This is a genomic window from Cupriavidus pauculus (genome assembly GCF_002858765.1).
GTDB lineage: Bacteria > Pseudomonadota > Gammaproteobacteria > Burkholderiales > Burkholderiaceae > Cupriavidus > Cupriavidus pauculus_B.
Window position 1 is genome coordinate 360,424 of the sequence record NZ_PJRP01000001.1, and the last position, 26,409, is coordinate 386,832.

Sequence of the window (26,409 nt, forward strand, 5' to 3'; positions counted from 1 at the left end):
GCCATTACAATTTCGACTGCCAGCCGTTCTCCCGCTCGTTCGGAACTTTCGCGTCATGTCCCACTTCCCCAAGCTGCTCGCCTCGCAGATTGCCTACGATGTGGCGCGGACCATGCTCGACGGATTCGACAAGCACTACCGGCTGTTCCGCGAGGCCGGCGTCACGGCCAAGGCGCGCTTTGAGGCTGGCGACTGGCACGGCCTGCAGGCGCTGCAGCGCGACCGCATCGCGTTCTACAACGACCGCGTGCACGAGGCCGTGGTGACGCTGCAGGACGAATACGACGCCGAGCAGCTCGACGACGATATCTGGCAGCAGATCAAGCTCCACTACATCGGCCTGCTGACCAACCACCACCAGCCCGAACTGGCCGAGACGTTCTTCAACTCGGTCTGCACGCGCATCCTGCATCGCTCGTACTTCAACAACGACTTCATCTTCGTGCGGCCGGCGGTTTCCACGGAGTACATCGAGAACGAGGAGTCGCCCACCCGGCCGACCTATCGGGCCTACTACCCGGGCAGCCGCGAGGGCATGGCCGCGTGCTTCGAGCGGATCGTGCACAACTTCCAGCTCGAAGCGCCGTTCGAGGACCTGAAGCGCGACGTCGGCCATGTACTGCGTGCGCTCGACGAGCATGCCGGCGAATTCCGCGTCGCGCCCAATTTCCAGGTGCATACGCTGTCGTCGCTGTTCTTCCGCAACAAGACCGCGTTCATCATCGGACGGGTGCTGAATGGCGACCAGATGTATCCGATGGCGATTCCGGTGGTGCACGGGCCGTCGGGCAAGCTGGTGCTCGACACCGTGCTGCTGCGCCCGGAACAGCTTCTGGTGCTGTTCTCGTTCGCGCATGCCTATTTCCTGGTCGACATGGAGATCCCGTCGGCGTACGTGACCTTCCTGCGCGACCTGCTGCCGCGCAAGGCGCGCGCCGAGATCTACACGTCGCTGGGCCTGCAGAAGCAGGGCAAGAACCTGTTCTATCGCGACTTTTTGCACCATCTGCAGCATTCGTCGGACAAGTTCGTCGTGGCGCCCGGTATCCAGGGGCTGGTGATGCTGGTGTTCACGCTGCCGTCGTTTCCCTATGTGTTCAAGGTGATCCGCGACGAATTCCCGCCGCCCAAGGAAACCACGCGCGCGCAGGTGAAATCGAAGTACCAGCTCGTGAAGCAGCACGACCGCGTGGGCCGCATGGCCGATACGCTCGAATACTCGAACGTGGCCTTCCCGCTGTCGCGCTTCGACGACGCGCTGCTGCGCGAACTGACCCGGCATGTGCCGTCGATGCTCGAATACCAGCGCAGCAGCGACGGCAGCGACGAGGTTGTGGTGCGCCACCTGTATATCGAGCGGCGCATGACGCCGCTGAACATCTGGCTGCAGGAGGGCACGGACGCCCAGGTGGACCACGGCATCCAGGAATATGGCAACGCCATCAAGGAACTGATCGCCGCGAACATCTTCCCGGGCGACATGCTCTACAAGAACTTCGGCGTCACCCGGCACGGCCGCGTGGTGTTCTACGACTACGACGAAATCGAGTACCTGACCGACTGCAATATCCGGCGCGTGCCCGAGCCGCGCAACGAGGAAGAGGAAATGTCCGGCGAGGTGTGGTACACCGTACATCCGCACGACATCTTCCCGGAGACCTATCGCACGTTCCTGCTGGGGGACCCGCGCGTGCGGGCCGCGTTCCTGCGGCACCATTCCGATTTCTTCGACGCTGCCATGTGGCAGCAACACAAGGACCGGCTGCTGGCCGGCCATGTACATGACTTCTTTGCCTATCCACAACAAGAACGCTTCATCCACCGCTACGGCGCAGCAACAATCGACGACGCAAGGAGGGCAGCATGACTGATGCCATCGCCCAACTTTTCCGCAACAATCGCGAGTGGGTAGACCGCGTCAACGCGGAAGACCCGACATTCTTCACGCGCCTGGCCAACCAGCAGGCGCCCGAATACCTGTGGATCGGCTGCTCCGATTCACGCGTGCCCGCCAACCAGATCCTGGGCCTGGCACCGGGCGAGGTATTTGTACATCGCAATATCGCCAATGTGATTTCGCACAGCGACCTAAACGCGCTGTCGGTGATCCAGTTTGCCGTCGAAGTGCTGAAGGTGCGCCACATCACTGTGGTGGGCCACTATGGCTGCGGCGGCGTGAAGGTAGCGCTCAAGCGCGAGCGCGTGGGCCTGTGCGACAACTGGCTGCGCCACGTGCAGGATGTGGCCGACAAGCATTCGGCCTACCTGGGCACCGTGCTGCGCGAGGACGACGCCCACACGCGCCTGTGCGAGCTGAACGTGATCGAGCAGGTCAACAACATCTGCCAGACCACCGTGCTGCAGGACGCGTGGGACCGTGGCCAGGCGGTGACCGTGCATGGCTGGATCTACGGCGTGTCCGACGGCCTGCTGCGCGACCTGGGCATGGCGGCCAGCAGCAATGACGAACTGCAGACGCAGATTGCCGCCGCCCTGCAGCAATACGGCGATCCGCCACAAGCATCGATTCGCTGAACGACTACGACTGAAGCCCACCCGCTTCGAGGAGACACAGACATGCAAAACCCGAACGACCCAATCGTCATCGTTTCCGCCGCACGCACCCCCATGGGCGCGTTCCAGAGCGAACTGAGCAGTCTGACCGCGCCGCAGCTTGGCGCCGCCGCCATCCGCGCGGCGGTGGAGCGCGCCGGTATCAAGCCGGAGCGGGTGCAGGAAGTGGTGTTCGGCTGCGTGCTGCCGGCCGGGCAGGGGCAGGCACCCGCCCGCCAGGCCGCGCTGGGCGCGGGGCTGCCGCTGGACGTGGCCTGTACCACGGTCAACAAGATGTGCGGGTCGGGCATGCGCGCGGCCATGTCGGTCTACGACGGCCTGCTGGCCGGCTCGTTCGACATCGCCGTGGCCGGGGGCATGGAAAGCATGACCAACGCGCCGTACCTGATCCCGAAGGGCCGTGGCGGCTACCGCATCGGCCACGGCATGATTTATGACCACATGATGCTGGACGGCCTGGAAGACGCCTACGACAAGGGTCGCGCCATGGGCACCTTCGGCGAGGACTGCGCCGCCAAGTACCAGTTCACGCGCGAGCAGCAGGACGCGTTCGCGATGGAATCGGTACGCCGCGCCCAGCGCGCGACCGAGGCAGGCGACTTCCGCTGGGAAATCGCGCCGGTCACGGTGTCGGGCAAGGGCGGCGATACGGTCATCGATACCGACGAAGGCCCTCGCCGCATCAAGGTGGACAAGATTCCGTCGCTGAAGCCGGCCTTTGCCAAGGACGGCACGATTACCGCCGCCTCGTCGTCGTCGATTAACGACGGCGCCGCCGCGCTGGTGATGATGCGCGAATCCACCGCGAAGCAGCTGGGCCTGGTGCCGATCGCTCGCATGCTGGGCCACACGTCTCACGCGCAGGCGCCGGGCTGGTTCACGACCGCGCCCGTGGAGGCCATCGCCAAGCTGTACCGCAAGCTCGACTGGACCACCGACAGCGTGGACCTGTTCGAGATCAACGAAGCGTTCGCCGTCGTACCGATGGCCGCCATGCACGACCACAAGATTCCGCATGAGAAGGTCAACATCCACGGCGGGGCCTGCGCACTGGGCCATCCGATCGGGGCTTCGGGCGCACGCATCATGACCACGCTGATCGGCGCGCTGCGCAAGACCGGCGGCAAGCGCGGCGTGGCCAGCCTGTGCATCGGCGGGGGCGAAGCCACGGCCGTCGGCATCGAAATCGTCTGATCGACACTCACCACAACACGCTACAACAAGCAGGAGTCTCGCCATGCCTACCGCGCTCGTCCTTGGTGCTTCCCGGGGTCTCGGCCTTGAATTCGTCCGGCAGTACCGCGCCGATGGCTGGCGCGTGGTGGCTGCCGCGCGCAGTGCCGAAGGCGTGGAGGCGCTCAAGGCGCTGGGCGCCGAAGCCCACCAGATCGACCTGACCGACGCCGCCGCGGTGGCAGCACTGGGCTGGAAGCTCGATGGCGAGTCGTTCGACGTGGCCATCTACAACGCCGGCGTAATCGGCCCGCGCACCGAAGGCGCGCAGCCCGTCGCGCAGCCGGAGTTCGATGCCGTGATGCACACCAACGTGCTGGGGCCGATGATGGCGCTGCCGCTGCTGCTGCCGTTCGTCGAGACCGGCAACCACGGCCGCGGCGGCGTGCTGGCCATACTGTCATCGAAGATGGGCAGTATCGGCGGCATGGACACCAACGGCGCGTGGATGTATCGCATCAGCAAGGCGGCGGCCAACGCGGTGCTCAAGAGCGTGTCGCTGGACGCCCGCCATGCGATCTGCGTGGCGCTGCATCCGGGCTGGGTGCAGACCGACATGGGCGGCCCGAACGCCGACCTGACGCCGCAGCAGAGCGTGACCGGCATGCGCCGCACGCTGGCCGGCCTGACGCACAACGACAACGGCAGCTTCCACAACTACGATGGCGCGGCCATCCCCTGGTAAGGACCGACGCTCATGTTGTTGACCCCCGAGCAGGAAATGATCCGTGACGCGGTGCGCCAGTTCGCGCAGGACGTCATCGCGCCGCAGGCCGCGCAGTGGGACCGCGACAAGACTTTTCCCAAGGACGTGCACAAGGAACTGGCACGGCTGGGCGTCTATGGCGTGGCGGTGCCGGAGGACCTGGGCGGCGCGGGGCTCGATTACCTGTCGCTGGCGCTGATCCTGGAAGAGATCGCGGCCGGCGATGGCGGCACGTCCACCGTCATCAGCGTCAACAACTGCCCCGTCTGCAGCATGCTGATGGCCTTTGCCAACGACGCGCAGAAGCAGCGCTGGCTGGTGCCGCTGGCCCGTGGCGAGATGCTCGGCGCGTTCTGCCTGACCGAGCCGCATGTGGGCTCCGATGCCTCGGCGCTGCGCACCACGGCCACGCGCGATGGCGACCACTACGTGCTGAACGGCGTGAAGCAGTTCATCACCAGCGGCAAGCATGCCGACGTGGCGATCGTGATGGCCGTGACCGACAAGGCGGCCGGCAAGCGCGGCATCAGCGCCTTCCTGGTGCCGACCCGCACGCCGGGCTACATCGTCGCGCGCCTGGAAGACAAGCTCGGGCAGCATTCGTCCGATACGGCGCAGATCGTGTTCGACGATTGCCGCATTCCGGCCGACTGCCTGCTGGGCGAGGAGGGCGCTGGCTACAAGATGGCGCTGTCGGGGCTGGAGGGCGGCCGCATCGGCATCGCGTCGCAGAGCATCGGCATGGCCCGCGCCGCGTTCGAGGCCGCGCTGGCCTATGCCAAGGAGCGCGAGAGCTTCGGCCAGCCGCTGTTCCAGCACCAGGCGGTGCAGTTCCGCCTGGCCGACATGGCCACCCAGATCGATGTGGCGCGGCAGATGGTGTGGCACGCCGCCGCGCTCAAGGACGCCGGCCGGCCCTGTCTGAAAGAGGCCGCCATGGCCAAGCTGTTCGCCAGCGAGATGGCCGAGCGCGTATGCTCGGACGCGATCCAGGTGTTCGGCGGCTACGGCTATGTGAACGATTTCCCTGTCGAGCGAATCTATCGGGATGTGCGCGTGTGCCAGATCTATGAAGGCACCAGCGACATCCAGAAGATTCTGATCGCCCGCGCGCTTGGATGACAGATCAGCCGTACCCCCGAAACCGTCGCACCTGAACCGGAGCCCCCTGCGATGACCGCACCGATCGATTTTTACTTCGACTTCTCCTCACCCTACGGTTACTTTGCCAGCACGCGCATCGACGAACTGGCCCAGAAGTACGGCCGGGGCGTGATGTGGCATCCGGTGCTGCTGGGTGTGGTGTTCAAGACCACCGGCTCGTCGCCGCTGCCGTCGATCCCGCTCAAGGGCGAGTACTGCTGGCGCGATTTCGAGCGCACCGCGCAGTTCCACGGCATCGACTACAAGCGCCCGACGCACTTCCCGCTGCCGACACAGCACGCCGCCCGCGCCATGCTGTGGCTGCAGAACCACCACGGCGCCGACCTGGCCGCCGCGTTTGCCAAGGCCGTGTACCGCGCGCTGTTCGTCGACGACCTGAACATCGCGGAGCCGGCCGAGCTGGCGAAGCTGGCCGAGGCGCTGGGCGTCGATCCGGTGGCGATGAACGAAGGCGCCACGAGCTACCAGATCAAGGACCAGCTCAAGGCCGAGATCGACGTGGCGATGGCCAAGGGCGTATTTGGCTCGCCGTTTGTCATCATCGACGGTGAACCGTTCTGGGGCTTCGACCGCTTCGAGCAGATCGAGGCCCACCTGAAGAGCCGGCGGCAGACCGAACTGCGCGCCGTCGGCGGCAACGAACACAACAAGGAAAAGAAACCCGCATGACCGCAGCAAACCAGGCCGCCCGCTTCGATTGCGTGATCTTCGACTGTGACGGCGTTCTCGTCGACAGCGAACCGATCGTCCATCGCGTGCTGAACCGCGTGCTCAACGAGCTTGGCATCGAGATCACGCTCGAGGAATCGATGAAGTGGTTCCTCGGCCGTGCGGTGCGCGACGAGCTTGGCAATATCGAGGCGCGTCTCGGCAAGCCGCTGCCGCGCAACTTCCTGTCCGAATGGTTCGTGCGGCGCGATGCCGCGCTGATAGAGGAACTGGAAGCCGTGCCGCACATCCGCCAGACGATCGAAGCCATCCAGGCGCGTGGCCTGCCGGTGTGCGTGGCGTCGGGCGCGGACCGCATCAAGGTCAAGCTCCAGCTGACGCATACCGACCTGCTGGGGCTGTTCATGGACCCCAACGACCGCCGCGAGCACATCTTCACGGCCACCGAGGTCGAGCACAGCAAGCCCGCGCCGGACGTCTACCTGCTAGCCGCACGCACGATGGGCGTGGAGCCGTCGCGCTGCGCCGTGGTGGAAGACAGCCCCACCGGCGCCACCGCCGGCGTGGCCGCGGGCATGACCGTGTTCGGCTATGCCGCGCGCACCGATGCCGACGAGCTGCGTGCGGTGGGCGTGAAGACCGTCTTCACCGACATGCGCGACCTGCCGGAGCTGATCGCATGACAAGGAAGCGACAGTCCGGCGCCGGCGCGGAGCCTTGCCCCTGCGGCAACGGCGCCTATGCCACGTGCTGCGGCCGCTTTCACCGTGGCGAGGCGGTGCCGCCCACGGCCGAGGCGCTGATGCGCTCGCGCTACAGCGCCTATGTGCTGGGCGACGAAGGCTGGCTGCGCCAGACCTGGCATGTGTCGACGTGTCCTGAGGACCTGTCGGCCGATGCCGGCACGCGCTGGCTCGGGCTGACGGTGAAGTCCCACGCGCAGCAGGACGACACGCACGCCACGGTGGCCTTCGTGGCGCGCTACAAGGTGGGCGGGCGCGCGCACCGGCTGGAAGAGCTGAGCCGTTTTGTCTTCGAGCCGCGCGAGCCCGGCACGCCGGCCCGCTGGCTCTACGTGGATGGCGACCTGAAGGAACAGGAAGGAAAGGAATGACGTGCGGCGCCCATGCGGCGCACGTTACCGGCTGACCCGGCACGAAAAGCAAGAGAACACAGGAAGAGACATGCCCACGCTGGAAACCAAACTGAACGCACGCTCGGAATCGTTCAAGGCCAATGCCGAGTCCATGCAGGCGCTGGTGGCCGACCTCAGGCAGAAGGTCGCGAAGCTGGCCGAAGGCGGCGGCGAGGAGGCCCGCGCCAAGCACCTGGGCCGCGGCAAGCTGCTGCCGCGAGACCGCGTGCAGCAACTGCTTGATCCGGGTACGCCGTTCCTGGAGCTGTCGCAACTGGCCGCGTTCGACATGTACGACAATGCGGCCCCCGGCGCGGGCGTCATCACCGGCATCGGTCGCGTGGCGGGGCAGGAGTGCGTGATCGTCTGCAACGACGCCACGGTCAAGGGAGGCACCTACTACCCGATGACGGTCAAGAAGCACGTGCGGGCGCAGGAGATCGCCGAGCAGAACAACCTGCCGTGCATCTACCTGGTGGACTCCGGCGGCGCCAACCTGCCGAACCAGGACGACGTGTTCCCGGACCGCGACCACTTCGGTCGCATCTTCTACAACCAGGCGAACCTGTCGGCCAAGGGCATCCCGCAGATTGCCGTGGTGATGGGCTCGTGCACGGCCGGCGGCGCCTATGTGCCGGCGATGAGCGACGAGTCGATCATCGTCAAGAACCAGGGCACGATCTTCCTGGGCGGGCCGCCGCTGGTGAAGGCGGCCACGGGCGAGGAAGTCAGCGCCGAAGACCTGGGCGGCGCCGACGTGCATACGCGGCTGTCGGGCGTGGCCGACTACTTCGCGCAGAACGATCACCACGCGCTCTCGCTGGCCCGCAATATCGTGCAGCACCTGAACCGCCGCAAGCCGGACCAGATCCGCCTGCACGAGCCCCAGGAGCCGCTGTACCCGGTGGAAGAACTCCATGGCGTGATCCCTACCGACACGCGCAAGCCGTACGACGTGCGCGAGGTCATCGCCCGTATCGTCGACGGATCGGAATTCGACGAATTCAAGGCGCGCTACGGCACCACGCTGGTCTGCGGCTTTGCGCGGATCTGGGGCTACCCGGTGGGCATCATCGCCAACAACGGCATCCTGTTCTCGGAGTCGGCGCTCAAGGGCGCGCACTTCATCGAACTGTGCTGCCAGCGCAAGATTCCGCTAGTGTTCCTGCAGAACATCACCGGCTTCATGGTGGGCCGCAAGTACGAAAACGAAGGCATTGCGCGCAACGGCGCCAAGATGGTGACGGCCGTGGCCACGGCCCAGGTGCCCAAGTTCACGGTGATCATCGGCGGCTCGTTCGGCGCCGGCAACTACGGCATGTGCGGCCGTGCGTATTCGCCGCGCTTCCTGTGGATGTGGCCGAACGCGCGCATCTCGGTGATGGGCGGCGAGCAGGCGGCCAGCGTGCTGGCCACGGTGCGCCGCGACGGCATCGAAGGCAAGGGCGGCCAGTGGGGCGCCGACGAGGAAGAAGCGTTCAAGGCGCCGATTCGTGACCAGTATGAACGCCAGGGCCATCCGTACTACGCCAGCGCGCGGCTCTGGGACGATGGCGTCATCGACCCCGCGCAGACGCGTACTGTGCTGGGCCTTGGCCTGTCCGCCAGCCTCAATGCGCCGATCGGCGACATGAAGTTCGGCGTTTTCCGCATGTAGTTTTTTTATCGTCTGATTGGTTTTTTCAGGAAGGTTGGTTGTTGTCATGTCCCGAGTTGTTCCCTCCACCTGCCGCGCAGTGGTTGCGCTGGCCGCGCTGGCCTGCATCGTATGGTGCGGCCCGGCCATCGCGCAGGTGGCGATGCCGGCGCAGTCGGTCGAGCAGGTAGTGATGGTGCCGAAGGTGGGGGCGGAAGCCACCATCGACCTGGAAACCACGATCGTCCGCCCCGCCGGCGAAGGTCCGTTTCCGATGGTGGTGATCAACCACGGCAAGTCGCCGGGCAAGCCCGCGTTTCAGGGCCGCGCCCGGTTTGCCGCGCAGACCGCCGAGTTCGTGCGGCGCGGCTATGTGGTGGCGCTGCCGATGCGGCAGGGGTTTTCCAAGTCGGGCGGCCAGTACGTGGGCGGCAGTTGCGATGTGCGCGGCAACGGGATGATGCAGGCCGAGGACGTGGTGGCGGCGCTGGACTACCTGGTGCAGCAGCCCTATGTCGACGCCACGCGCATCATCGTGATCGGCCAGTCGCATGGCGGCCTGTCGACCATGGCGCTGTCGGCCATCGGCTACCCCGGCGTGGTGGGCGTGGTCAATTTCGCGGGCGGCCTGCGCAACGAAAACTGCGTGGGCTGGGAGAACAACCTGATCGACGCGTTTGGGGATTACGGGCGCGTGGCGCGCTATCCGTCGCTGTGGATCTACGGCGACAACGACAGCTACTGGCCGTGGCCGCTGCCGGAGCGCATGTTCAACAGCTACAAGGCCAATGTCAGCGGCGCGGCGAAGGATGCGCGCTTCGTCGACGTTGGCGAGTTCGACGGCGATTCGCACCGCCTGTTCAGCAACCGCGCCGGTGTGGCGGTATGGCTGCCCGAGGTGGACGCGTTCTTCCGGGGCTTGGGCTTGCCGTTCGACGAGATCCCTGAACGGACCCAGCCCGCCAGAATGAAAACCACCGGCAAGACATCCTGACAATCCAAGAATCCGGAGGAGACATGCAATTCACGACGCTTTCCGTGACCGCCGAGCGCCATATCGCCACGGTCACGCTGAACCGGCCCGATGTACGTAATGCGTTCAACGAGACGGTCATCGCCGAACTGACCGGCGCCTTCCGGGCGCTGGGCGACACGCCCGAGGTGCGCGCGATCGTGCTGACCGGCAACGGCCCGGCGTTCTGCGCCGGTGCCGATCTGAACTGGATGAAGAAGATGGCCGGCTACTCGGACGACGAGAACCGTGCCGATGCGCTGACGCTGGCGCAGATGCTTCACACGGTCTGGGTCTGCCCCAAGCCCGTGATCGCGCGCGTGCAGGGCGACACCTACGCCGGCGGCATGGGCCTGGTGGCCGCCTGCGACATCGCGGTGGCGTCCGCCACGGCCAACTTCTGCCTGTCCGAGGCCAAGCTGGGCCTGCTGCCGGCCACGATCAGCCCCTATGTGATCCGCGCGATGGGCGAGCAGGCCGCGCGCCGCTACTTCATTACCGCCGAGCGCTTCGATGCCGCCGAGGCGCTGCGGCTGGGATTCCTGCACGCGGTGGTGCCGCCGCAGGACCTCGACGAGAAAGTGGCCGAGATCGCCGCCACGCTCGCCGGCAACAGCCCCAACGCCGTGCGCGAAAGCAAGCGGCTGGTGCAGGAAGTGGCCGGCCGCGAGATCGACAGCGACCTGCTGGCCGACACCGCCAACCGGATCGCGGCGATCCGGGCATCGGAAGAAGGGCGCGAAGGCGTGCGGTCGTTCCTTGAAAAGCGCGCCCCAGCCTGGAAGCCGCAGTAGTGCGGGATGCGGCCGGCGCAAGCCCAGTTTGCTCCCCTCTCCCACTCGTGGGAGAGGGGCCGGGGGAGAGGGCAAGCCGGACGGCCGCCACAGAATTTTTTAGCAGGTATTTGCCCGACGTTACCCGCGAGAAGCGCCATTCCAAGTGCCATGCGCGGCACGGCAGTCAGCAACATCGCGCATATTCGTTCAACCTGACGCCAACGCGCTGATAGCGCCTGGTTTGCCAAGACAAGACGGACCTTCCTAACATGAGCCTCCCCAATCCGCCCGCAGCCCTCGCGCGTCCCGGCCATGCCGTGACAGGCGCCGGCATGGACGGACCTGGCAATCAAAGGAGGGTCCCCTTGACACATCCTGTCCCCAATACCGCCGGCGCAGCCGCCGATGACATGCCGCTCGCGGCACGCAGCCAGCGGGCCGTCTGGCATCCGTGTACGCGCCTGCGCCCCGATGCGGCCGCCAACGAGCCGCCGCTGGCCATCGCCCGCGGCGAAGGGCCGTGGCTGATCGATGCCGAAGGCCGCCGCTATTTCGACGCCATCAGCTCGTGGTGGGTCAACCTGTTCGGCCACGCCAATCCGGCGATCAATGCCGCGCTGGTCGCGCAACTGAATACGCTCGAGCACGTGATGCTGGCCGGCTGCACCCACGCCCCGGCCGTGGAACTGGCCGAGCGGCTCGAAGCGCTGACCGGCGGCGTGCTGGGCAACGCGTTCTATGCGTCCGACGGCGCGTCCGCCGTGGAAATCGCGCTCAAGATGAGCTTCCACTACTGGCGCAATACGGGCCTGTCCGCCAAGCGCGAGTTCGTGTGCCTGCGCCACGGCTATCACGGCGAAACCGTGGGCGCGCTGGCCGTGACCGACGTGGAGATTTTCCGCGACGCCTACGACCCCCTCACGCGCCGCGCGCATGTGGTGATGTCGCCCGACGCACGCCAGGCTGGCCGTGGCGAATCGGCTGCCGACGTGGCCAAGCGTGCACTGGCCGAACTGGAAGCGCTGCTGCGCGAGCGCGCCGGCCAGATCGCCGCGCTGATCGTCGAGCCGCTGGTGCAGGGCGCCGCCGGCATGGCAATGTACGACCCGTCGTACCTGGAAGGCGCCCGCGCGCTGTGCGACCGCTACCGCGTACACCTGATCGCCGACGAGATCGCCGTGGGCTGCGGCCGCACCGGCACGTTCTTCGCCTGGGAACAGGCACGGGGCGGCGAGCCGGTGCCGGCGCATGCCTGGCCCGACTTCCTGTGCCTGTCCAAGGGCATCACGGGCGGCTACCTGCCGTTGTCGCTCGTGCTGTCGCGCCCGGAAATCCAGCGCGCCTTCGTGGCCGACGACATCGCGCGGAGCTTCCTGCATTCCCATTCCTACACGGGCAATCCGCTGGCGTGCCGCGCGGCACTGGCCACGCTGGACTTGTTCGCAGCCGACGACGTGCTGGCCCGCAACCGCGAGCGCGCGCAATGGCTGGCTGACGCGATGGCCGGCATTGCCGCCGATCCCCGCGTCAGCCACGTGCGCCAGCGCGGCATGATCTGGGCCGCCGACATCGACCCCGAGGCCACCGGCCCCGACTTCGCGTCGCGCTTCCATCTGGCCGCCCGCGAGCGCGGCGTGCTGGCGCGGCCCATCGGCAACACGCTGTACGTGATGCCGCCCTATGTGTTCGACGCCGCGCTGGCCAATTGGCTCGGCGAACAATTGCTGGGCACGCTGCAAGCAATCCTGCCACCCACCGAGGAGGCCCGCCATGCTGCTTGACTACCTGAAGCGCGCGGCCGCCGAGCGCGAAGCAAAGTCGCTGACGCGCCGCCGCCGCATCGCGCACACGGCCTGCGCACCGCACCAGTCGGTCGGGGCGGTCGATGCCACGCCGGCGCCGCTGCTGACCTTCTGCAGCAACGACTACCTGGGCCTGGCCAATCACGCGTCGATCGCCCATGCGCTGGCCGATGGCGCGCGCCGCTACGGCGCCGGCAGCGGCGCCTCGCACCTGGTCAGCGGCCACTCGCTGGCCCATGCGCAACTGGAGCACGAGCTGGCGCGCTGGCTGGCGCCGTATATCCCGCAGGCGCAGGCGCTGTATTTCTGCACCGGCTACATGGCCAACCTGGCGGTGCTGACGTCGCTGGGTACGGCCGATGCCACGCTGTTCTGCGAAACGCTCAACCATGCGTCGCTGATCGATGGCGCGCGGCTGGCCCGCGCCGACGTGCAACGCTACCCGCACGGCGACACGCAGGCGCTCGATGCGCTGCTGCAGGCCAGCCAGGGCAAGCTGAAGCTGATCGTCACCGACAGCGTGTTCAGCATGGATGGCGACCTGGCGCCGCTGGCCGCGCTGCTGGCGCTGGCCGAGCGCCACGACGCCTGGATCATCGTCGACGACGCACACGGCTTTGGCGTGCTGGGCGACCACGGGCACGGCGTGCTGGAGCACCTGGGCCTGCGCTCGGAGCGGCTGATCTATGTCGGCACGCTGGGCAAGGCCGCCGGCGTGGCCGGCGCCTTCGTGGCGGCGCACGAAACGATCGTCGAACACCTGGTCAACACGGCGCGCCCGTATATCTATACGACAGCCGCGCCGCCGGCCGTGGCGCATGCGCTGCTGACCAGCCTGGAAATCATCGCTGGCGAAGAAGGGCGCACCCGGCGCGCCCACCTGGCCGAACTGATTGCACAACTGCGCCGGGGGCTGGCGACGCTGGCCGCGCAGGCCGGCTGGACGCTGGGCAAGAGCGATACCGCGATCCAGCCGCTGATCGTGGGCGACAACGCGGCATCGCTGGCGCTGTCGGCGGCGCTGGAAGCCGACGGCATCCGCGTGGGCGCGATTCGTCCGCCCACGGTGCCGGCCGGCACGGCGCGGCTGCGCATCACGCTGTCGGCGTCGCACACGGCGGCCGACGTGGATCGACTGCTCGACGCCATCGCGCGTGCCATGCCCAGCCATCACAAGGAGGCCGCATGATCGCCAACAAGCCGGAGCAGTTCGCCTGCTTCGTGACCGGCACCGATACCGGCGTGGGCAAGACGCACGCCACGGCCACGCTGCTGCATGCGCTGCACGGCGCCGGCTACAGCACGGTGGGCATGAAGCCCGTGGCGGCCGGGGGGGAATGGCTTGACGACCGCTGGCAGAACGACGATGTCGACCAGCTGCGCGCGGCGGGGTCCGTGATCGTGCCGCAGGAAGAGATGTGCCCGTTCTTCTTCCGTACGCCGGCGTCGCCGCACCTGGCCGCCGCGCTGGAAGGCGAGCGCATCACGCGCGGGCCGATCCGTGCGGCGTTCGACTCGCTGTGCACCAAGGCCGATGCCGTGGTGGTGGAGGGCGTGGGCGGCTTTGTCGTGCCGCTGGACGTGGGCGCGGTGCGGTGGAATACCGCCGACCTGGCCGTGATGCTGGACCTGCCCGTCATCATGGTGGTGGGCGTACGGCTGGGCTGCCTGAGCCACGCGATGCTGACCGCCGAAGCGGTGCGTGCACGCGGCCTGAAGCTGGCTGGCTGGATCGCCAACCGCATCGACCCGGACATGCTGCTGCCCACCGAGAACATCGTCACGCTGCAGGACGCGCTGGACGCACCGATGCTGGGCGAACTGCCCTGGCAGGTGGCGCCGGCCGTCGCCGCTCAACACTTGGACCTCGCACCGCTGCTGGCCAGCATGCCGCCGGTTGCATCGTCCAACCTCTCCGCGCCGCGTCACGCCTGACCCGCGCATCGTGAAACCGAATACGTATTCCCAGAACATGACCCAAATCGCTGAAAACCAAACCGTCGCCACCATCTCCGCCGAAGCGCTGCGCCAGTCGGCCCGCAATATCGCCGCCGCCGCACCCAAGGAGGGTGACGCCTGGCGCGTGGACGACGTGGCCGCGCTGTTCGCGCTGCCGTTCAACGACCTGCTGTTTCGCGCGCAGCAGGTGCATCGCGAGCACTTCGACGCCAACACCGTGCAGCTGTCGACGCTGCTGTCGATCAAGACCGGCGGCTGCGAGGAAGATTGCGGCTACTGCCCGCAGAGCGCGCACCACGACGCCGGTGTGACGGCCGAGAAGCTGATGGACCTGGAAGCCGTGCTCGATGCCGCCAAGTCGGCCAAGGCCAACGGCGCCACGCGCTTCTGCATGGGCGCTGCCTGGCGCAGCCCGAAGGACCGCCACCTGGAGCCGGTGATCGACATGGTGCGCGAGGTGAAGGCGATGGGCCTGGAAACTTGCGTGACGCTGGGCATGCTCAAGGCCGAACAGGCGCAGCGCCTGAAGGACGCGGGCCTGGACTACTACAACCACAACCTCGATACGTCGCCCGAGTTCTACGGCAAGATCATCACCACGCGCACGTACCAGGACCGCCTGGACACCATCGGCCATGTGCGCGATGCGGGCATCAACGTCTGCTGCGGCGGCATCGTGGGCATGGGCGAAGCGCGCGAGGCGCGTGCCGGTCTGATCGCGCAGCTGGCCAACATGGACCCGTACCCCGAGTCGGTACCCATCAACAACCTGGTGCAGGTGGAGGGCACGCCGCTGGCGGGCACCGAAGCGCTGGACCCGTTCGAGTTCGTACGCACGATTGCCGTGGCACGCATCACGATGCCGCGCGCGATGGTGCGCCTGTCCGCCGGCCGCGAGGCCATGGACGACGCGTTGCAGGCGCTGTGCTTCATGGCCGGCGCCAATTCCATTTTCTATGGCGAGAAGCTGCTGACGACCGGCAACCCGCAAGCCGAGCGCGACCGCGCCCTGCTGGCACGTCTCGATATCCGCACCGAAGGTTACGCGGGGTAAGCGACGTACAACCTGCCGATCTGAAGGAGCCTGGCTCGCCTGACCCGGAGACAAAGGGAGGAGCCATGTTCAACAAGATCCTGATCGCCAACCGTGGCGAGATTGCCTGCCGTGTGGCGGCCACGTGCCGCCGGCTGGGCATCCGTACGGTGGCCGTTTATTCCGACGCCGACGCCGACGCGCGTCACGTCGCCTTCTGCGACGAAGCCGTGCATATCGGCGGTGCGGCCGCGCGCGACAGCTACCTGCGCGCGGACCACATCATCGAGATGGCAAAGGAAACCGGCGCCCAGGCCATCCACCCGGGCTACGGCTTCCTGTCGGAGAACGAGGACTTCGCGCGCGCCTGCGCCGAGGCCGGGCTGGTGTTCATTGGCCCGCCGGCTGATGCCATCCACGCGATGGGCAGCAAGAGCGCGGCCAAGCAGCTGATGGAAAAGGCCGCGGTGCCGCTGGTGCCCGGCTATCACGGCGAGGATCAGGACGCCGCGCTGCTGCGGCGCGAGGCCGACCGCATTGGCTACCCGGTGCTGCTCAAGGCCAGCGCCGGTGGCGGCGGCAAGGGCATGCGCGTGGTGGAGGCGGGCGACGGCTTCGAGGCCGCGCTGGCATCGGTCAAGCGCGAGGCGTCGGCCAGCTTCGGCGACGACAAGGTGCTGGTCGAGAAGTACCTGACGCGCCCCCGCCATATCGAAATCCAGGTGTTTGCCGACACGCAGGGCAACTGCGTCTACCTATTCGAGCGCGACTGCTCGGTGCAGCGCCGCCACCAGAAGGTGCTGGAAGAAGCGCCGGCGCCGGGCATGACCGAGGAACGCCGCCGCGCGATGGGCGACGCCGCCGTGGCCTCCGCACGGGCCGTGGGCTACGTGGGCGCCGGCACGGTGGAGTTCATCGCCAACCAGGACGGCTCGTTCTACTTCATGGAGATGAACACGCGCCTGCAGGTGGAGCACCCGGTCACCGAGATGATTACCGGCCAGGACCTGGTCGAATGGCAGCTGCGCGTGGCGGCCGGCGAGCCGCTGCCGCTGACGCAGGCGCAACTGAAGATTGACGGCCACGCGCTGGAAGCGCGGATCTACGCCGAGAATCCGGACAAGGGCTTCCTGCCGTCGACGGGCACGCTGCGCTTCCTGCGCACGCCGCCGGCGGTGCAGTTCATGCGCGGCGGTGACGCCCATGGCCCGGCGGGCGTGCGGATTGACGCTGGGGTGCGCGAAGGCGACACCATCAGCCCGTTCTACGACCCGATGATCGCCAAGCTGATCGTCTGGGGCCGCGACCGCGACGAGGCGCTGTCGCGCATGGCGCAGGCGCTGGCCAACTACCACGTGGTGGGACTGTCCACCAACGTGGCCTTCCTGCAGCGGCTGGTCAAGTCCGAGGCCTTCCGCACGGCCGATCTCGATACGGGCCTGATCGAGCGCAACCAGACCGTGCTGTTCCCTCCGCAGAAATCGGTAGGCATCGAAGCCATTGCGCTGGCCGTGGCGGCGCTGCTCGAACGCGACACGCGCGAGCGCCGCGTGGACGAGGCCGACCGCCACTCGCCGTGGACCCACGCCGGCGGCTGGCGCCTGAATGCGCGCGACGTGCGGACGCTGTATTTCGAGGGCGCCGGCCACAAGCTGGAAGTGGTGCTCAAGGGCGACGCGCGCGCGATACCGGACCAGCGCCGCCACACGCTGATCTACGCCGACCAGGCCGCGCCATTCGCCTACACCTTCAACGCCGACGACATTCGCGTGGACCTGGGCACCCGCCGCACGCACGGCCAGGTGCATCTGGAGCGCGACACCTTCCACGTGTTCCACGCGGGTCGCCACACGGTGCTGGAATGGCTCGATCCGCTGTCCCACGCCGGAGAGGCGGAGGGCGAGGGCGGCAAGCTGACCGCGCCGATGCCGGGCAAGGTGATCGCCGTGATGGTCGAGCCGGGTGGCAAGGTCACGCGCGGCACGCCGCTGCTGGTCATGGAGGCCATGAAGATGGAACACACCATCACCGCACCGGCCGACGGCGTGGTCAGCGAGGTGCTGTACGGCGTGGGCGAGCAGGTGACTGAAGGCGCCCAGCTGCTGGCGTTCGCGCAGGCGGAAGACGCTACTGCCTGACGGTTTGCTCCCCTCTCCCGCTTGGCGGGAGAGGGGCCGGGGGAGAGGGCGCGGCGGTGCAAACGTCGACAAACCGGCAAGCAGAGCCTCGATGCCCTCTCCCCCCACCCCTCTCCCATTTGTTCAGACCAGAGACATCGCTGACACATGTCCTCGCACACCTGTCACCTATGTGTCCAGTCTGAACACCATTGCATGGGCGAGGGGAGCAGAACCGTCGGTCTCGTGCGCATCGAAGAGGCGAGCAAAGCCGGGCCGCGCATCCTCCTGCCGGTAATCGCACAGCCGGGCAACGGCGCCCGGGAAAGCGCGCATAATCGTTGGCCTAACCCGTATAACGATGGAGTCGAGATGAAGTTGCAGCTGTACGTGCCGGATGGCCGCTACGCACCGTGGATCGAGGGCTTTGCCGAAGTGTTGCCCGAAGCGCAATGCGTGACCTGGGAAGAAAGCCAGGGCCAGCGCGTGGACTACGCCGTGGTGTGGCGCCCGCCACTGGAAATGCTGCGCGGCCGCACGGACCTGAAGGCTGTCTTCAACCTCGGTGCCGGCGTGGACGGCATCCTGCGCCTGCGCGACAACGACCCCGAGGCGCTGCCCGCCGGCGTGCCGATCGTGCGGCTGGACGACGCCGGCATGGCCGCCCAGATGAGCGAATACGTGACAGCCGCCGTGCTGCGCTACTTCCGCAAGCTCGACGCCTATGACGCGCAGGAAACGGCCGGTACGTGGAAATTCCTGAAGCCCCATCGCCGTGCCGATTTCACGATCGGCGTGATGGGCATCGGCACGCTGGGCTCGCATATCGCGCGCACGCTGGCCGGCTTCGGCTTTCCGGTGCGCGGCTGGAGCCGTTCGGCCAAGACCGTTGAGGGCGTGCAGCCGTTCCATGGCGCGGACGGCCAGGTGGCGTTCCTGGACGGCCTGAAGGTGCTGGTCAACGTGCTGCCGCTGACGCCCGACACCGAGGACATCATCGACACAGGCCTGCTCTACAAGCTGGCCAAGGGTGCCTACGTGATCAACGTGGCGCGCGGCCAGCACCTGGTGGAAGCCGACCTGCTGGCGGCCGTTCAGGACGGCCAGATCGCCGGCGCCACGCTGGACGTGTTCCGCACCGAGCCGCTGCCGGCCGACCATCCGTACTGGCAGGAGCCGCGTATCACGATCACGCCGCATATTTCCGCACTGACGCTGCGCGAGGACAGCATCGCCCAGATCGCCGGCAAGATCCGCCTGCTGGCGGAAGGCAAGCCGATCGCGGGCGTGGTGGACCTGCAGCGCGGCTACTAGCGCACGGCGGGCCACGGCGCGGCCCGGCGTGACAGCATCGAGGAGACAACCATGACCATCCCCCAATACGTGAAGATCGTCGAAGTGGGGCCGCGCGACGGCCTGCAGAACGAGAAAGCGATGGTGCCGGCCGACGTCAAGGTCGCGCTGATCAACAAGCTGACCGACGCCGGCTTCGTCAACATCGAGGCCGCGTCGTTCGTGTCGCCCAAGTGGGTGCCGCAGATGGCCGACGGGGCCGAGGTGATGGCCCGCATCGAACGCCGGCCCGGCACGCTGTACTCGGTGCTGACGCCGAACCTGAAGGGTTTCGAGGGTGCCGTCGCGGCCAGTGCCGACGAAGTGGTGATTTTCGGTGCGGCCAGCGAGGCGTTCTCGCAGAAGAACATCAACTGCTCGATCGCCGAGTCGATTGCGCGCTTCGAGCCGGTGGCGGCCGCCGCCAAGGAGGCGGGCCTCCGCCTGCGCGGCAGCATTTCTTGCGCGCTTGGCTGTCCGTACCAGGGCGAAGTGTCGGTCCATGCCGTGGTCGACGTGGTGCGCCGCATGCGCGAGCTGGGCTGCGACGAGATCGACATTGCCGACACCATCGGGGTGGGCACGCCGCTGAAGGTGCAGGAGGTGATGCGCGCCGTGTCGGCCGAATTCGCCATGGACCGGCTGTCGGGGCACTTCCACGACACCTATGGGCAGGCGCTGTCGAACATCCTGGCCAGCCTGGAGGTGGGTATCGCCATCTTCCATGCCTCGGTGGCAGGGTTGGGCGGCTGCCCCTATGCCAAGGGCGCCACCGGCAACGTGGCTACCGAAGACGTGCTGTACATGCTGCACGGCATGGGTCTGCACACCGGCATCGATCTGGAAGCCGTGGTGCGGGCCGGCGACTATATCTCGCAGGCCATCGGCCGCCCCAACAGCTCGCGCGTGGGCAAGGCGCTGCTGACAAAGTGGGCGGCAGCGGCCGACGCCACGGTCTGTGTCTGAACCAGGAGAACCCCAAGCATGAGCGAAAACCCGACGCTTCCCGAATCCGCGCAACGCGTGGCCGAGCTGCTGGCCGGCATCGGCCATGATCGTCCGGTGGTGATGCTGCCGGCCACCGGCAAGACGTCGGCCGAGGCCGCCGCTGGTCTGGGATGCACCGTGGCCGAGATCGCCAAGTCGATCATCTTCCGGCGCGTGAAGGACGATGTGCCGGTGCTGGTCATCGCCAGCGGCAGCAATCGCGTGGACGAGTCGAAGGTGGCCGCCCGCGTGGGCGCGCTGGGCAAGGCCGACGCGAAGTTCGTGCGCGAGAAGACCGGCTACGCCATCGGCGGTGTGTGCCCGATCGGCCATGCGGTGAAGCCGGTGATGCTGCTGGACGCCGACCTGTTCCGGTACGACAGCGTCTGGGCGGCCGCCGGCCATCCCCATGCGGTGTTCAACCTGACGCCGCAGCAGTTGCAGGCCATGACCGGCGCCGAAGTGGCCGATGTGGCCCAGGCCCAGGCATGACGCCCGCCCGCCGTCGGCTGCTGGCTGATCTGGTGCGCGGTGCGGCGGCGGCGCAGATCGTGTCGCCGGTGCCGTCGCCGTGCCGCAGCATCTGCAAGATGGACCGCGACAGCGGCTTCTGCGAAGGTTGCCTGCGCACGATCGCGGAGATCGCGGCGTGGTCGGGCGCCGACGACGAGGAACGCCGCCGCGTCTGGGCGCTGTTGCCGGCGCGCGTACCGCAACTTTGCGAAGGCAACCCGGCATGAGCGCGGGAAGCTCGTTGGCTGCGATTGAGTTGCCGGCCACGATGCGCGTGTTCGAGCGCGGCTGGCTGTCCGCGAACAACGTGCTGTTTGTCGACGACGCCACGCAGGACACCACGCTGGTCGACACCGGCTATGTCACGCACGCTGCCCAGACCGTGGCGCTGGTCGATGCCGCGCTCGCCGGCAGGCCGCTGCGGCGCGTCATCAATACCCACCTGCATTCCGACCACTGCGGCGGCAACGCGGCGCTGCAGCAACGCTGGCAACCGCGCACGGCCATCCCCGCCGCCGAGGCTGCAGCCGTATCGGCCTGGGATGCCGACGCCCTGACCTTCGACGCCACCGGGCAGCAATGCGCGCGTTTCACGTTCGACGATGTGCTGCGCGACGGCGGCACGCTGCGGCTGGGTGGGATCGACTGGCGCGTCATCGCCGCGCCGGGCCACGACCCGCACGCGGTGATGCTGTTCGCGCCGGCGCAGCGCATCCTGATTTCGGGCGATGCGTTGTGGGAGAACGGCTTCGGCGTGATCTTTCCCGAGCTTGATGGCGAAAGTGGCTTTGCCGAGCAGGCCGCCATCCTGGCACTGATCGACACGCTCGACGTCCAGCTGGTGATCCCCGGCCATGGACGGCCGTTCGACGATGTGGCCGGTGCCGTGGCGCGCGCGCGGAGCCGGCTCGATTACCTGCAGGCCGATCCGCTGCGCAACGCCACGCACGCCATGCGCGTGCTCGCCAAGTTCAAGTTGCTGGAAGCCCAGGCGCTGCCGCGCGAGGCCCTGTTCGCGTGGTTCGCGGCCACGCCGCTGATGCAGCGCATGCATGCGCGCTTCACGCCCGGCCAGCAGCTGGAGACGGTGTTCGACCAGACGCTGCGGGCGCTGGAGAAGGTGGGCGCCTTGCAGCGTGACGGCAACCTGGTGGCCAACCGGGACTGACCATGCAGCCGCTGCGCAGCCAGGCGTTCCAGCTCAGGCCCTTCCGTGCCAGCGACGAGGCCCAGTTCGTCATGGCCGTGCGCGAGTCGATGCCGACGGTGGGGCTGTGGATGCCGTGGGCGCGGGCGGACTACAGCATCTACGATGCGCGGGAGTGGTTCGAGCGGTGCGCGACGATGATGGATGAAGGGGCGGCGTACGACATCGGCGTGTTCTCGCCCGATGGCCGCGAACTCTATGGCGGCGTGGCCATCAACCAGATCCGCCGCGAGGACAATACGGGCAACCTGGGCTACTGGATCCGACAGAGCCAGCAGCACAAGGGACTGGCGTCGGGCGCGGCGTCGATGATGGCCTGCTACGGCTTTCACACGCTAGGGCTCACACGGCTGGAGATCGTGGCAGTCGAGACCAACCTCGCAAGCCGCGCCGTCGCCGAGAAGATCGGTGCCGGGTTCGAGTGCATCGCCCGCAACCGCCTGATCCTGCGCGGGCGGCCCGTGCCGGCGGCGGTGTATTCGCTGGTGCCCGAGTCATTTTCGATGGGTCGATAGTGGCGTCAAATTGTGTCTCCCCTCTCCCGCGTGCGGGAGAGGGGCCGGGGGAGAGGGCGCAGCGGTTCAAGTGTCAACAAATCGGCAAGCAGAACCCCGATGCCCTCTCCCCCAACCCCTCTCCCATTGCATGGGAGAGGGGAGCCCGACAGCCGCAATCCAGCCGTCAGAACTGCGTGCGCATCCCGATCCGCACGCTGCGGCCCGGCAGCGGCGCGATATCGCGCAGGATCGACGTGGCGCTGCGTGCCTCGGTGTTGGTGAGGTTGTCGCCACGGACATAGAACAGCGTCTGCGTGCCCGACAGCTTCATCTTGTAGGTCAGCGCCACGCCCAGCATCGTGTAGGCGTCGGTCGGCGTGTCGCCGGTTGGCACACGGCTCTGGCGCGCATTCCAGTCCACGTTGACGCGCGCGCCCCACGGGCCGGCGGCGTAGACCAGCGACCCACCCAGGCGCAGCGGCGACAGGCGTGGCAGCGGCTGGCCATTGCTGCGGTTCTCGCCGTGGACATAGTCGGCGCGAGCCTCGAAATCGAGCGAATCGCTGGTGGTCAGCATCTTCTGCAGCAGGCGTGTCTTGCCTTCGGCCTCGAAGCCATACAGCGTGGCCGGCACCCCCATGTACTGGAGTTCAGGCAGCGCGCCGTCGCTGCCGGCGGCCACCACGTTGCCTTCGGCGTCGCGGTAGCCGCCCGTGTTCAGCAGCGCCAGGTAGTTCTGGAAGCGGCTGTAGTAGCCCGACACGCTGCCGCTATGGTCGCCCTGCTTGAAGCGCATGCCAAGGTCGATCGACGTGGCGCGCTCCTTGGCGGCGTTCGGGTCGCCCACTTCAAACGATCCCGTGGCCAGATGGGGGCCGTTCGCGTACAGCTCGTAGAACGTGGGCGCGCGCTCGGTATACGACAGGTTCGACGTGACCGTCCAGATCGGGTTGAGCTTGTAGAGCAGGCCGGCCGACGCGCTGCCGGCGTTGAAGCTGCGCTCGGCGTCGCTGAAGCGGTCGTTGCCGTTGGCGCTGGCCTTCACCTTGCTGTGGTCCAGGCGGCCGCCGAAGTTCAGCTTCAGGTCGCCCGACGAAATCAGCGGCAGCTCCTCGAACACGAAGAACGCGGCGTTGTCGGTGGTCGTGCTCGGCACGAACGCTTCTTCGCCCAGCGCGGAGAAATCGGTATGGCCGAACTGCGTGCCGATCACGCCGCTCATGTTGCCGATCTTGCCGTGCGTGGCTTCCAGGCGGGCGTCCCAGCCGTGGTTCTTGAAGGTCGTGCCGGTTTCGCCGCCCTCGATCTCGCGGTGCTCGTAGTCGGTGTAGCTGAACTTGCCCTTCACCGATTCAAAGATGCCGTTGGTGGCGCCGGCCAGGTTGCGCGATTCGCCCTCCAGCGCAAAGCGGTCCTGGCGCATCTTGATGCGCGCGTCTTCCTCGGCCGGCGTGCCGTAGTCGTTGCGATAGGTCGACCAGTTGGCGCCCACGAAGCCGTCGGCCCACGTGTACGAACCGCCCATCGACCCGCCTTCCTGGTGGGCGTTGGTGTTCGGGATCTTGCCGTAGGCCTCGCTCTCGCCTTCGGGCAGCGGCTGGTTGGCGCGCTGGTTGGCGCTGCGGGCGTAGCCGGGAATGCGCAGGTCGCTGGTCTGGCGCACGAATGCATCGGCGTGCACCGCGAACTTGCCGTTGCCGGCTTCCAGCATGCCGCTGGCATTGCGGCCCTTGTCGCCGCCGATGGTGCCGCTGACGTCGGCTGCGCCGCTGACGCCGGTGATCGGATCGCGCGGAATGCGGTTGTCGATCACGTTGACCACGCCGCCCACGGCGTTGCCGCCGTACATCAGCGCGGCTGGGCCACGCACCACTTCGATCTTTTCGGCCACGAGCGGATCGATGGGCACCGCATGGTCATAGGACAGCGTGGAGGCGTCCAGCGTGGAGCCGCCGTTTTGCAGCACCTTGATGCGGTCGCCGTCCAGGCCCCGGATGATCGGTCGGCTGGCGTTCGGGCCGAAGTAGCTCGACGTGACGCCCGGCATGCTGTTGAGCGTTTCGCCCAGCGTGCTGGCCTGGCGCACGGCCAGCGCGTCGCCGCCCAGCGTGGAGACCGGGGCGACCATGTCGTTCAGGTCGCTGCCGAGCGGGTTGGCGGTGACCACCACCTCCTTCAGGGCCGGGGTGGCCGGCTGTGCAGCAGCGGCCGGCGCGGCTGGCGTGGCTTCGGGGGCGGCCTGCGTGTTGGCCTGGGCGATGGCGTGCGAGGACAGGCCCGCGGTGATCAATGCGGCAAGCGCCGCCAGCGGGGTGCGACGCACCACCAGAGTACGGTTGGAGTTCGAGTACATGGCTCGCGATTCGAATTCGGTATGGGCGGGCGCAGCCACGGCAATGCGTGGCGTGCCCGGTCAGGCGTGCGCGGGCGCGGGGCATCGCCCCACACACGCGGCTGCAAGTCAGGCGAATGCGAATGCGGCCGGAGGGGCGCGGGACTGGAAGGCGCGTGCCGCCGGCAGGTCGGGCCAGCGGTAGGCCAGGTTGGCCGGCTTGACCGGCTTGCCGAAGGCGAGGGACGGCAGCACGAAGCTGCCGAAGTGGGTGTCGGCCAGCGTGGCGCCGTCGAACAGCACGCACGAGTGGAGGCCGAGTTTCAGCGAAAACGGTTCGGCGTGGCCGGCGTCGGCCGCCCCATCCGGAGTGTCGGTGGATTCGATCTGGGCGACGGCCTGGGGTGCGTTCAGCAGCCCGCCGTGTACCACGCGGTGCACGAGGCCCACGTGCTGCGCCAGCAGCAGGCACGTGACCAGACACAGCGCCGGCCAGAAGCCGAGGCCGCGCGCGCGCCAGCGGGAGAGGAGCGGGAAATCAGTGCGCATGCCCGCAGTCGCACGGACCGTCGCCATGGTCATGGCCGTGGTCGTCGCCATGGTCGTGATCATGGTCGTCGTCGAACGCATCGCCCCAGTCCGGGAACGGATCGGGATACGCCGCCCAGGCCTCGGGGCCGGCCGCCATTTCGTCGTCGGTCAGCAGGCAGGTGTCGAGCTGTGCTTCGAGCGCGGGCACGTCCAGGTCGGCGCCGATCAGCACCAGTTCCTGGCGGCGGTCGCCATAGGCGGCGGGCAGGCCGTCTTCGAGCAGGTCGGCCTCGATGGCGGCGCGGGCCAGGCCCTCGGCCGGCCATTCCTCGGCGTCGATCGCCGCCCACCACGCACCTGCCGCGCCTGGGCGGCACACACCGCCGGCCTGGCTCCAGTCGCCGGCAATGTCCATGCGGCTGGCCAGCCAGAACAGGCCCTTGGAGCGCAGCACGTCGCCATGCTCGCGCATCCATTCGGTGTGGATCAGGTCGGCAAACCGCTGCGGATGGAACGGACGGCGGCGGCGGTACACCAGCGTGGCGATGCCGGCGGCATCGGGCGCGGCGTCGTTCTGCAGCGCCGCCTGCCATCCGGCCGCGTTGGGCGTGGCTTCCATGTCGAAGCGGCCGGTGCCCAGGATCTGCGCGGCCTGCACGTTGCCATGGCTGGCATCGACGATGCTGGCGCGCGGATTGAGCGCGCGCAGCACCACATGCAGGCGGCCCAGTTGGCCGGCGTCGACCAGGTCGATCTTGTTGATGACGATGACGTCGCAGACTTCGATCTGGTCGATCAGTACGTCGACCACGGTGCGGTCGTCGTCATTGTGCGCGGCCAAGCCACGCGCCGACAGGAAATCGGCGTCGTGAAAATCCGTCAGGAAGCGGCTGGCATCGACCACCGTCACCAGCGTGTCCAAGTGTGCCACGCCGGGCGCCTGTTCGCCGTGGGCGTCCTCGAACGCGAAGCCTTCGGCGATACCCAGCGGTTCGTCGGTCGGATCGGCCTCGATCACCGCGAAGTCGTACTGGCCGGTCTGGGCCAGCCGGTCCACTTCGGCCAGCAGGTCGGCACGGCTGTCGACCACGGCCAGGCGTACCCCGGGCTGCGACATCAGCTGATGCAGCACGGTGGTCTTGCCGGCGCCGGTAAATCCGGACAACACGGTGACGGGCAGGCGAGCGGCCATGA

At 67.7% G+C, this 26,409-nt stretch carries 25 protein-coding genes; 22 read left to right on the plus strand and 3 right to left on the minus strand.

Translation table 11 applies throughout. From position 1 onward, the window contains the following. Positions 1–55 precede the first annotated feature (55 nt). The 22 genes from aceK (at position 56) to CYJ10_RS01700 (ending at position 22,370) form a co-directional block, all read left to right on the plus strand. The gene (gene aceK, locus CYJ10_RS01590) at positions 56–1,867 is read left to right on the plus strand and encodes a bifunctional isocitrate dehydrogenase kinase/phosphatase (protein WP_101679824.1); all 1,812 of its coding nucleotides are present in this window, start codon (positions 56–58) and stop codon (positions 1,865–1,867) included. Then, on the plus strand, positions 1,864–2,535 hold the full coding sequence (gene can, locus CYJ10_RS01595) for a carbonate dehydratase (RefSeq protein WP_101679825.1): 672 nt from the start codon (positions 1,864–1,866) through the stop codon (positions 2,533–2,535). The genes aceK and can overlap by 4 nt, the downstream gene beginning before the upstream one ends. A gap of 42 nt (positions 2,536–2,577) precedes the next feature. Further along, a complete protein-coding gene (locus CYJ10_RS01600) occupies positions 2,578–3,768 on the plus strand; it encodes an acetyl-CoA C-acetyltransferase (RefSeq protein WP_101679826.1) in 1,191 nt (396 codons plus the stop codon). Between the two features lie 43 nt (positions 3,769–3,811). After that, a complete protein-coding gene (locus CYJ10_RS01605) occupies positions 3,812–4,492 on the plus strand; it encodes an SDR family oxidoreductase (protein ID WP_101679827.1) in 681 nt (226 codons plus the stop codon). A gap of 12 nt (positions 4,493–4,504) precedes the next feature. Further along, the gene (locus CYJ10_RS01610; RefSeq protein ID WP_101679828.1) at positions 4,505–5,635 is read left to right on the plus strand and encodes an acyl-CoA dehydrogenase family protein; all 1,131 of its coding nucleotides are present in this window, start codon (positions 4,505–4,507) and stop codon (positions 5,633–5,635) included. A 51-nt stretch (positions 5,636–5,686) separates the two neighbouring features. Continuing rightward, entirely contained in the window at positions 5,687–6,346 is a 660-nt protein-coding gene (locus CYJ10_RS01615; protein WP_101679829.1) for a 2-hydroxychromene-2-carboxylate isomerase, read from the plus strand. Next, positions 6,343–7,029 (plus strand): HAD family hydrolase, encoded by a 687-nt coding sequence (locus tag CYJ10_RS01620; RefSeq protein WP_101679830.1) that lies wholly within the window; start codon positions 6,343–6,345, stop codon positions 7,027–7,029. Before CYJ10_RS01615 ends, CYJ10_RS01620 begins: the two co-directional genes overlap by 4 nt. Further along, complete coding sequence (locus tag CYJ10_RS01625) at positions 7,026–7,460, plus strand: YchJ family metal-binding protein (protein WP_101679831.1); 435 nt, start codon at positions 7,026–7,028, stop codon at positions 7,458–7,460. Before CYJ10_RS01620 ends, CYJ10_RS01625 begins: the two co-directional genes overlap by 4 nt. A 70-nt stretch (positions 7,461–7,530) precedes the next feature. Next, positions 7,531–9,138, plus strand: coding sequence for a carboxyl transferase domain-containing protein (locus CYJ10_RS01630; RefSeq protein ID WP_101679832.1), 1,608 nt, complete (start codon positions 7,531–7,533; stop codon positions 9,136–9,138). Between the two features lie 46 nt (positions 9,139–9,184). Next, the gene (locus CYJ10_RS01635) at positions 9,185–10,111 is read left to right on the plus strand and encodes a dienelactone hydrolase family protein (RefSeq protein WP_101679833.1); all 927 of its coding nucleotides are present in this window, start codon (positions 9,185–9,187) and stop codon (positions 10,109–10,111) included. Positions 10,112–10,134: 23 nt separating this feature from the next. After that, entirely contained in the window at positions 10,135–10,923 is a 789-nt protein-coding gene (locus tag CYJ10_RS01640) for an enoyl-CoA hydratase/isomerase family protein (protein WP_101679834.1), read from the plus strand. A 392-nt stretch (positions 10,924–11,315) separates the two neighbouring features. Further along, positions 11,316–12,686 (plus strand): adenosylmethionine--8-amino-7-oxononanoate transaminase, encoded by a 1,371-nt coding sequence (gene bioA, locus CYJ10_RS01650; protein ID WP_374703221.1) that lies wholly within the window; start codon positions 11,316–11,318, stop codon positions 12,684–12,686. Next, positions 12,676–13,896, plus strand: coding sequence for an 8-amino-7-oxononanoate synthase (gene bioF / locus CYJ10_RS01655; protein WP_101679836.1), 1,221 nt, complete (start codon positions 12,676–12,678; stop codon positions 13,894–13,896). Before bioA ends, bioF begins: the two co-directional genes overlap by 11 nt. Next, entirely contained in the window at positions 13,893–14,642 is a 750-nt protein-coding gene (gene bioD / locus CYJ10_RS01660; RefSeq protein WP_101679837.1) for a dethiobiotin synthase, read from the plus strand. The genes bioF and bioD overlap by 4 nt, the downstream gene beginning before the upstream one ends. 37 nt (positions 14,643–14,679) lie before the next feature. Next, positions 14,680–15,720 carry a biotin synthase BioB gene (gene bioB, locus CYJ10_RS01665; RefSeq protein ID WP_101679838.1) on the plus strand — a complete coding sequence of 347 codons (1,041 nt, stop codon included), beginning with the start codon at positions 14,680–14,682 and terminating at the stop codon, positions 15,718–15,720. Positions 15,721–15,785: 65 nt separating this feature from the next. Next, on the plus strand, positions 15,786–17,837 hold the full coding sequence (locus CYJ10_RS01670; RefSeq protein WP_101679839.1) for an acetyl/propionyl/methylcrotonyl-CoA carboxylase subunit alpha: 2,052 nt from the start codon (positions 15,786–15,788) through the stop codon (positions 17,835–17,837). Between the two features lie 351 nt (positions 17,838–18,188). Next, positions 18,189–19,130, plus strand: a complete 942-nt coding sequence (locus tag CYJ10_RS01675; RefSeq protein WP_101679840.1) for a 2-hydroxyacid dehydrogenase — start codon at positions 18,189–18,191, stop codon at positions 19,128–19,130. A gap of 51 nt (positions 19,131–19,181) precedes the next feature. Further along, positions 19,182–20,114 carry a hydroxymethylglutaryl-CoA lyase gene (locus CYJ10_RS01680; protein WP_101679841.1) on the plus strand — a complete coding sequence of 311 codons (933 nt, stop codon included), beginning with the start codon at positions 19,182–19,184 and terminating at the stop codon, positions 20,112–20,114. A gap of 18 nt (positions 20,115–20,132) precedes the next feature. Then, positions 20,133–20,627 carry a YbaK/EbsC family protein gene (locus CYJ10_RS01685; RefSeq protein ID WP_101679842.1) on the plus strand — a complete coding sequence of 165 codons (495 nt, stop codon included), beginning with the start codon at positions 20,133–20,135 and terminating at the stop codon, positions 20,625–20,627. Continuing rightward, positions 20,624–20,875 (plus strand): DUF1289 domain-containing protein, encoded by a 252-nt coding sequence (locus CYJ10_RS01690; protein WP_101679843.1) that lies wholly within the window; start codon positions 20,624–20,626, stop codon positions 20,873–20,875. Before CYJ10_RS01685 ends, CYJ10_RS01690 begins: the two co-directional genes overlap by 4 nt. Further along, the gene (locus CYJ10_RS01695; RefSeq protein ID WP_257991983.1) at positions 20,872–21,816 is read left to right on the plus strand and encodes an MBL fold metallo-hydrolase; all 945 of its coding nucleotides are present in this window, start codon (positions 20,872–20,874) and stop codon (positions 21,814–21,816) included. The genes CYJ10_RS01690 and CYJ10_RS01695 overlap by 4 nt, the downstream gene beginning before the upstream one ends. A 2-nt stretch (positions 21,817–21,818) precedes the next feature. Continuing rightward, a complete protein-coding gene (locus tag CYJ10_RS01700; protein WP_101679844.1) occupies positions 21,819–22,370 on the plus strand; it encodes a GNAT family N-acetyltransferase in 552 nt (183 codons plus the stop codon). Between the two features lie 166 nt (positions 22,371–22,536). Here the strand turns inward: CYJ10_RS01700 and CYJ10_RS01705 are convergent, their stop codons facing one another. The 3 genes from CYJ10_RS01705 to CYJ10_RS01715 all read right to left on the minus strand — a co-directional run bounded on the left by CYJ10_RS01705 (position 22,537) and on the right by CYJ10_RS01715 (position 26,407). Further along, positions 22,537–24,705: a TonB-dependent receptor gene (locus CYJ10_RS01705; protein ID WP_101679845.1), complete on the minus strand. Its 2,169-nt coding sequence runs from the start codon at positions 24,703–24,705 to the stop codon at positions 22,537–22,539. A gap of 108 nt (positions 24,706–24,813) precedes the next feature. Then, entirely contained in the window at positions 24,814–25,233 is a 420-nt protein-coding gene (locus tag CYJ10_RS01710) for a hypothetical protein (RefSeq protein WP_257991984.1), read from the minus strand. After that, entirely contained in the window at positions 25,223–26,407 is a 1,185-nt protein-coding gene (locus CYJ10_RS01715; RefSeq protein ID WP_101679847.1) for a GTP-binding protein, read from the minus strand. Before CYJ10_RS01715 ends, CYJ10_RS01710 begins: the two co-directional genes overlap by 11 nt. Positions 26,408–26,409 lie beyond the last annotated feature (2 nt).

Coding starts and splice junctions, on each gene's coding strand:
- CYJ10_RS01635 (WP_101679833.1), top strand. CDS start 9,185: ATGTCCCGAGTTGTTCCCTCCACCTGCCGCGCAGTGGTTGCGCTGGCC.
- CYJ10_RS01670 (WP_101679839.1), top strand. CDS start 15,786: ATGTTCAACAAGATCCTGATCGCCAACCGTGGCGAGATTGCCTGCCGT.
- bioA (WP_374703221.1), top strand. CDS start 11,316: ATGCCGCTCGCGGCACGCAGCCAGCGGGCCGTCTGGCATCCGTGTACG.
- CYJ10_RS01615 (WP_101679829.1), top strand. CDS start 5,687: ATGACCGCACCGATCGATTTTTACTTCGACTTCTCCTCACCCTACGGT.
- bioB (WP_101679838.1), top strand. CDS start 14,680: ATGACCCAAATCGCTGAAAACCAAACCGTCGCCACCATCTCCGCCGAA.
- can (WP_101679825.1), top strand. CDS start 1,864: ATGACTGATGCCATCGCCCAACTTTTCCGCAACAATCGCGAGTGGGTA.
- bioD (WP_101679837.1), top strand. CDS start 13,893: ATGATCGCCAACAAGCCGGAGCAGTTCGCCTGCTTCGTGACCGGCACC.
- CYJ10_RS01710 (WP_257991984.1), bottom strand. CDS start 25,233: ATGCGCACTGATTTCCCGCTCCTCTCCCGCTGGCGCGCGCGCGGCCTC.
- CYJ10_RS01600 (WP_101679826.1), top strand. CDS start 2,578: ATGCAAAACCCGAACGACCCAATCGTCATCGTTTCCGCCGCACGCACC.
- CYJ10_RS01705 (WP_101679845.1), bottom strand. CDS start 24,705: ATGTACTCGAACTCCAACCGTACTCTGGTGGTGCGTCGCACCCCGCTG.
- CYJ10_RS01625 (WP_101679831.1), top strand. CDS start 7,026: ATGACAAGGAAGCGACAGTCCGGCGCCGGCGCGGAGCCTTGCCCCTGC.
- CYJ10_RS01675 (WP_101679840.1), top strand. CDS start 18,189: ATGAAGTTGCAGCTGTACGTGCCGGATGGCCGCTACGCACCGTGGATC.
- CYJ10_RS01700 (WP_101679844.1), top strand. CDS start 21,819: ATGCAGCCGCTGCGCAGCCAGGCGTTCCAGCTCAGGCCCTTCCGTGCC.
- CYJ10_RS01630 (WP_101679832.1), top strand. CDS start 7,531: ATGCCCACGCTGGAAACCAAACTGAACGCACGCTCGGAATCGTTCAAG.
- CYJ10_RS01620 (WP_101679830.1), top strand. CDS start 6,343: ATGACCGCAGCAAACCAGGCCGCCCGCTTCGATTGCGTGATCTTCGAC.
- CYJ10_RS01605 (WP_101679827.1), top strand. CDS start 3,812: ATGCCTACCGCGCTCGTCCTTGGTGCTTCCCGGGGTCTCGGCCTTGAA.
- aceK (WP_101679824.1), top strand. CDS start 56: ATGTCCCACTTCCCCAAGCTGCTCGCCTCGCAGATTGCCTACGATGTG.
- CYJ10_RS01695 (WP_257991983.1), top strand. CDS start 20,872: ATGAGCGCGGGAAGCTCGTTGGCTGCGATTGAGTTGCCGGCCACGATG.
- CYJ10_RS01715 (WP_101679847.1), bottom strand. CDS start 26,407: ATGGCCGCTCGCCTGCCCGTCACCGTGTTGTCCGGATTTACCGGCGCC.
- CYJ10_RS01685 (WP_101679842.1), top strand. CDS start 20,133: ATGAGCGAAAACCCGACGCTTCCCGAATCCGCGCAACGCGTGGCCGAG.
- bioF (WP_101679836.1), top strand. CDS start 12,676: ATGCTGCTTGACTACCTGAAGCGCGCGGCCGCCGAGCGCGAAGCAAAG.
- CYJ10_RS01690 (WP_101679843.1), top strand. CDS start 20,624: ATGACGCCCGCCCGCCGTCGGCTGCTGGCTGATCTGGTGCGCGGTGCG.
- CYJ10_RS01680 (WP_101679841.1), top strand. CDS start 19,182: ATGACCATCCCCCAATACGTGAAGATCGTCGAAGTGGGGCCGCGCGAC.
- CYJ10_RS01640 (WP_101679834.1), top strand. CDS start 10,135: ATGCAATTCACGACGCTTTCCGTGACCGCCGAGCGCCATATCGCCACG.
- CYJ10_RS01610 (WP_101679828.1), top strand. CDS start 4,505: ATGTTGTTGACCCCCGAGCAGGAAATGATCCGTGACGCGGTGCGCCAG.